This window comes from Trichothermofontia sp., assembly GCF_053493415.1.
The window spans coordinates 1-5,844 of sequence record NZ_JBRCAD010000151.1 but is presented as its reverse complement, the minus strand read 5'-3'; the positions used below and the strand labels follow the sequence as shown (position 1 = coordinate 5,844).

Sequence of the window (5,844 nt, the reverse complement as noted above, 5' to 3'; positions counted from 1 at the left end):
ACAAGTTTCGCTATTTGCAACTAGAACTCAGCCGTCGCTGTTCGCTCGTCCATTGGAGCTACGATTTGCTTCCAGAAACGCTTGTATGACTCTCGCACCCTCAAGTGTAAAGTTTTATATCTGGATTCAACACTTCTGGCTCAACAATTACTAGAAGACATTAAAAATGAACTGAACTGGCAACAAAGCCTTTCAGAATCAGATATTCAATTAGGGGATTTTCTGACAATGGCTCATGAAGCCCTTATTGAAGAACAGGAGAGGAGAACTGAAGACAAAGGCTTTGGCGAAGATTAATGAAGTCATCCAGAACTCGAAAGTTTCAGGAATTGTTTTTAAAATTACCCCAAAGGATACAAGAAACGGCCAAGAAAAATTATCAACTTTGGAAAGAGAATCCATTTCACCCAAGCTTGGAATTTAAAGAGGTCAAGCCAAAGGAGAAGATATGGTCGGTCAGAGTCGGGATAGGATGGTGCGCTCTAGGGATTATGAAGCCAGAGGAAGATAAAATTATTTGATTTTGGGTGGGACACACTCTGAATATGACAAAATTTTAAGTAAGAAGTAGAAGGAATATTGGTATGAGGCTCATGACATCGGCAAAAAAGAATTTAAGCTCAAGTTACCTTGCTTAGAGCTAATTTGTAAAGTAAACCTTAAGGGATAGCCGTAGCGACTTCAGTCGCCTTTATCGTACTGATGATCTGAGTTCAAGCCGAATCACCATGAGTCGTCTGCCGCAAGTTGTCCAGGCCCAGCATCAACCCTATCCCAGTGACTTGAGTGATGCCGAGTGGGCCGTACTAGCGCCACTCTTGCCGCAACCGAAAGGGTTTGGCCATCCCCGCACTGAGGAAATAGGAGAGAGAAAAGAGAAAAGAGAATAGAGATCCATCCTCGCTCACTTCTCACTCCTCACTTCTCACTCCTCAGAAAAAAGGGGGCGGTTTACGGTGATGACGGTGGCAAAAAGGTTAAAGGCCGTAAACGCCATATTGTCGTAGACTCGCAGGGTTTCGTCATTGGGATGCTCGTGAGTGAGGCCAACGCTTCGGAGCGCTTAGGGGCGGTGGTAGTTCTGCATGAAGCACAGAGTCAGTTAAGTCGCCTCGAGGTCGTTTGGGTTGACCAAGGGTATTCCGGTAAGAACTGCGCGCGCGCTGTGCGGCAGGTATGTGGCGAGTCGGTGCGGGTGGGGGTGATGGCGCGACAATCACCCGGCTTTGAGATTTTGCCGAAGCGCTGGATCAAGGACGAGGAAAGAGAAGCGAGAAAAGTAAATTCTCACTCCTCAGTTCTCCAACCTCACTTCTCCAATGGACTGCACACCACCATGAGTAAAGCGATGCTTTACGGCTCGCTCATCCGCTTAATGACGAGGCGACTGGCTGCTTAAGCTTTTGTTTACAAATCAGCTCTAATATCCCGATCATTTACAGCACTTCCAGACTGGGTGAGGTACAGACAAGGGGCTTAAGCCCCTTGTTTACAAGGTTTGACAGTACTTGATTAGAGAGAGAACGGCTGTATTTAACAGCCAAGATACATAAGACAAGGTGCCGTTGTGGATCAACCGGGGCCGCACCGTGCATTGGAACAGGGCGTTGCGATCGAGCGATTGGTGAATGATGGCCTTAAGGCTTTCCGCTGTGGCTGTTTCCGATTTTAACTGCTGGTTATGTTGCACCTGTTTGGCATACCAGCCTGCACTCAGTTTGCCATCCATAAATTCAGCCGTGGCCAGGGTGTCGGTGATTTGCCGAAGCTCATCAGCAGTCAGCACATCTGGAATTTTGAGCAGCATGGCGGCGAGGCAGCAGAGTGGCGAACAACACCCCTTGAGGGCGGCAGGACGGATGTGGCACGGGGGATGGCGACGGGGGTGTCGCCCAGCTTAACTGTGTAACTCGATCGTGGCAATCAACCCATACACTTCTGATGGCATTTTGACTGGAGTAGCCGGAGGCTCAATGCTGGGCCATGCGGTTTTGAGTTCCGTAAAGGCTGCCGTAATAGCTTGGTGATCCGCCGCCCGTGCCTGACTCATCTGCGGCGTGATCGCCTGGTACATCTGCTCCGCATAGAGAACAAACCCACGCGAATCCTGGTATTCAACCACTTCCACGATCTTATTATCTGCGATCGCAGCTTTATACTCTTCGGCTGCCGTTTTCAACATTTGATTGATGGTGTCTAGCACCAAATCCGGCGATTGACGTTCTGATGCCGGTAAGGCTGCAATCGCACGATCGAGGGTCGGGATGGCTTCCTCATAGGCTTTAGCCATTTCCGGGCTGCCGGGAGCGGTCTTCGCGAGGTCATGGAGTTGAGTCAGCACTGGCTTGAAATCGGGAACCTGACGCGCCGCCAATTGGCCTTCAATATTGCCATACAGTTCTTCCACCGGATGACCGATATGGGGTTCCGCCTGCTCATACTGCCCCGCATCCATCAGTTCCTTAGCAACCAGCAGGTGTCCCTGCATTAACCCTAACGTCGTGAGATAGTCCACATCGGGATTGCCGCTGGCCCCCCCTTCGCCGCCTTCGCCGCCTTCACCCCCGTGGGCCTGCATGGTTGGGCTAGGACTTACTTCCCTAGGGCTGCTTTCACTGGTGCTAGTCGGGCTTGAGCCACACGCCCCCACTGCGGTTACGAGGCCGATCGCGAGAAAAAGCTCTACTGCTTTGAGTCGTTTCATAACGTGATTAGTTGCAAACAATTATCAATAAATCTGCTGTAGATGCACAGTAGCGTTAATTAAGAACTAATGTCAATAAATTGAGCAAAGCTTATGCTGATTGCTGATGTTCGCGGGGCAGCACATCAAACAGGCCCATGCAACCGTGTTCAGCGATCGTGTCCTGGTGGGGGTGGAACATGTAGCGACCGGGGTAGGGATAGGCAAACTCCAGAATATGGCGCTCCGCCGTGCCCATCGTGATCACATCGGTTTCCTCATTCGGCGTTAGGGTGTGCCCCGTCCGAAAGACCTGGAACAGATTGGCGTGGATATGGAAGGTAATGGCGGGGTCGTACTCGATCATGTTGAGGAGATAGAGCCGCACCCGCTGGTGCTGGTAAATCGGGATGGGGTAGTCGCGGAAATAGTTGGGAATGCCGTTAAAGGCGTAGAGTTCATTTTGGCCGTCATCGTCGAGGTCGTAACCGCCCATCACCAACACCATCTCATCCGCTGGGGGGCGTCCAGCTTTGGGATCAACAATAAATAGGCCGTAGAGTCCTTTCCCAATGTGGCGGGGGACGGGGGCAATGTGGCAATGGTAAGGATGTACCCCATAGGGTTGGGCTTCAAATTCGTAGATTGTGGTTTGGCCGTGGCGTACAGGCTTGATCCCATCCATATCGGCGGGATGGATACCGTGAAAATGCAGGCTATGGGGATGACCTGCGTCGTTATGAAAAACAATGCGCACGCGATCGCCCTCGGTGGCCCGCAGTGTGGGTCCAGGGAGGCGACCATTCAGGTTCCAACTGATAAAAGAAAGGGCGGCGTTTAGCGGGACTACTGTACTCTGGGCCGTGACCTGAAATTCGCGAATGCTCTGCCCGTTTTCCCACTTGAGCACACCGCGATCGAACTCCCGCAGGATCGTCATCGGGTTAAAAGGAACATCCGTCTCCGGGAGAACCGGGATGGGGGGCGTTACGACCAGGGAGGCGGAGCGCGATCGCTGCCAGCCCCAAATGCCTAGCGTGGATGCCCCCAGCCCCGTCAGTCCCCACGTTAAGAACTGACGCCGATTCCAACCGTTTGGAGCGGTAGGCACACGAAACTTAGGCATGGCAATAATCCGTAAGCAATGATCAATTACTAAAAATTAATGGCATCTAGACTGCTAGTAGTCTGAGAGCACCCCCTTCTAAACGTCAATCACGGTAGTACGACGCCTTTTTAGGGCGATATCTGGGGAATATTGCCTTGAAGTCGTCGCTTCAGAGGGGTAGAGTCCAGTCTATCAAAATACTTGCAATTCATTTGTATTAAGATCTATAGTCTTTTAGAACTGTTAAGCAGGCTGGGCTGGCCGTCGGCTCGCTAGTGCGGGTTCCGGCTACCCCCGTGTGATGGGAAGGATGTATGCAAAAACTCGGTGAAGTCCTGATGGCGGCAGGCGTGGTGGCGATCCCCCTGTTGGCCTTTTCGATCGCGGCGATCGCCCTGATTATTGAACGGTGTCTGTTTTGGTATCGCGTCAACTGGCGGCAAGAACGGGTGGTGCGTGATGCCTTGGCTCTGTACCAGCAAGATCCCTCATTGGCGGGTGAAAAACTCGAACGTAATCTGGATCTGCCCCTGGCCCGTATTTTCCTGGAAGCGATTTCCCTGGAGGATGCGGAGCCGGAGGAATTGGCTTTGGCGATCGACGGGGCCACGCAGGCGGAAATCCCGGTGCTCAAGCGGTTTAATACGGTCTTTGACACGATCGTGACCCTGTCGCCGCTGCTAGGTCTATTGGGAACGGTGTTGGGGTTAATCGGCTCCTTTGCGGCGCTCAATTTAGGCGATATTGGCGGGACCAAAACCGCAGGGGTAACGGCTGGGATTAGCGAAGCCTTGACCTCAACAGCATTCGGTTTAGTTGTGGCGGTGGTGACGCTGTTTTTTGCCAATACCTTTCGTGGGTTTTATCTGCGGCAATTGGCCTTAATTCAGGAGCATTCGGCGGAGCTAGAACTCTTGTATCGCCGTCGCCGTCGGCAACGTTTGGAGGTGTCCTATGCGACGACGCACGATCGCTGAACCGGATGTGCCACCGCAGATCAACATCGTGCCGATGATCGATGTGATTTTTGCGATTCTGACGTTTTTTATCATGTCTACCCTGTTTCTGGGGCGCTTTGAAGGCTTGGTGGTGAATTTGCCCAAGGCCCAATCGGCCCAACCCCAAAAGGTGGTGCGGGCCACGGTGACGCTGGACACCCAGGGCCAGCTTTACCTCAATAAAACGGCCCTCACGGTGGATGCCTTACCCGATGCCGTACGCCAACTGGTGCAACCCGATCAGGATCTGGTGGTGGTGCTCAATGCCGACGGAGCCGTCACCCACGATCGCGTGGTGGCCGTCATGGACCAGATCCGCCAGATCGACGGGGCCAAATTGGCGATCGCGACGCGGCGACTCTAACGAAACACCTGAACGATCGCGCGCCTCCCGCTGCCAGCAGTTGTCGTCTATCCCTTCCGACCTCGAAACCATGAATGTCCTCACCCTCGTTGCTCAACAACGTCAAAAAGAAGGCCAAGCCCTGAGGCGGTTGCTGGCGGGTACCCTGATTGGCTCCTTTGCGATCCATGCGGGGGCCATGACACTTCGGGTCGGTAAATTGTGGGAGATCCTGCCGCCCCCAACGGCAATCGACGAGATTGAAATCGTGGTCGAAGATATCCCGGCGGAACCCGTACCAGAGGAAATTTCCCCAGAGGAACTGCTCACTGAAGTACCCCCGCCAGAGTGGGAACCGCTTCCCGCTATGGTTGAACCCGTCGCCGCGATCGCCGAACCACCGCCCCTAGCCCCCGATACCCAGGCTCCAACACCCGTGGGGGAGGATGCCCCCAGCCCAGAGGCTCCTAATTCGGAAGCCAGCCCGATCGCTCCCCTCACCAATGCCGCAGGTGAGACCGCCGTTGCGGCACCGCGGAGTGGTCCGATCACTGATGCGGCGGGAACGGGCAGTGGGTTTGGTGAGGCTAGCCAACCGACAGGCGTAGCCCCAGGGGGCAGACCGGATGGTCAACTTAATAGTCAGCCCAATGGTCAACCGAACGGTCAATCCGGACGACAGGCGATTCGGCGCGTACCCGCCCCCCCGACT

The 5,844-nt window shown here is 53.7% G+C and carries 7 protein-coding genes and 2 pseudogenes; 6 read left to right on the top strand and 3 right to left on the bottom strand.

Translation table 11 applies throughout. The features are described from left to right. The first annotated feature begins 81 nt into the window (after positions 1-81). The 3 genes and pseudogenes from ACWIUF_RS12895 to ACWIUF_RS12885 form a co-directional block, all read left to right on the top strand. Complete coding sequence (locus ACWIUF_RS12895) at positions 82-297, top strand: hypothetical protein (protein ID WP_448572820.1); 216 nt, start codon at positions 82-84, stop codon at positions 295-297. Positions 298-728: 431 nt separating this feature from the next. Next, positions 729-861, top strand: a pseudogene (locus tag ACWIUF_RS12890) (transposase); the annotation flags it as partial. 73 nt (positions 862-934) lie between these two features. Next, positions 935-1,399, top strand: a pseudogene (locus ACWIUF_RS12885) (transposase); the annotation flags it as partial. Between the two features lie 90 nt (positions 1,400-1,489). Here the strand turns inward: ACWIUF_RS12885 and ACWIUF_RS12880 are convergent. The 3 genes from ACWIUF_RS12880 to ACWIUF_RS12870 all read right to left on the bottom strand — a co-directional run bounded on the left by ACWIUF_RS12880 (position 1,490) and on the right by ACWIUF_RS12870 (position 3,809). Then, positions 1,490-1,807: a hypothetical protein gene (locus ACWIUF_RS12880; RefSeq protein WP_448572819.1), complete on the bottom strand. Its 318-nt coding sequence runs from the start codon at positions 1,805-1,807 to the stop codon at positions 1,490-1,492. A gap of 90 nt (positions 1,808-1,897) precedes the next feature. Continuing rightward, on the bottom strand, positions 1,898-2,704 hold the full coding sequence (locus ACWIUF_RS12875) for a hypothetical protein (RefSeq protein WP_448572817.1): 807 nt from the start codon (positions 2,702-2,704) through the stop codon (positions 1,898-1,900). 91 nt (positions 2,705-2,795) lie between these two features. After that, on the bottom strand, positions 2,796-3,809 hold the full coding sequence (locus ACWIUF_RS12870) for a multicopper oxidase domain-containing protein (protein ID WP_448572816.1): 1,014 nt from the start codon (positions 3,807-3,809) through the stop codon (positions 2,796-2,798). Between the two features lie 296 nt (positions 3,810-4,105). Here ACWIUF_RS12870 and ACWIUF_RS12865 point away from each other — a divergent pair, with 296 nt between their 5' ends. The 3 genes from ACWIUF_RS12865 to ACWIUF_RS12855 all read left to right on the top strand — a co-directional run. Beyond that, entirely contained in the window at positions 4,106-4,768 is a 663-nt protein-coding gene (locus ACWIUF_RS12865; RefSeq protein WP_448572815.1) for a MotA/TolQ/ExbB proton channel family protein, read from the top strand. Further along, a complete protein-coding gene (locus ACWIUF_RS12860; RefSeq protein ID WP_448572814.1) occupies positions 4,746-5,153 on the top strand; it encodes an ExbD/TolR family protein in 408 nt (135 codons plus the stop codon). Before ACWIUF_RS12865 ends, ACWIUF_RS12860 begins: the two co-directional genes overlap by 23 nt. A gap of 70 nt (positions 5,154-5,223) precedes the next feature. Beyond that, a partial coding sequence (locus ACWIUF_RS12855; RefSeq protein WP_448572813.1) for a hypothetical protein occupies positions 5,224-5,844 on the top strand: 621 nt, incomplete at its 3' end.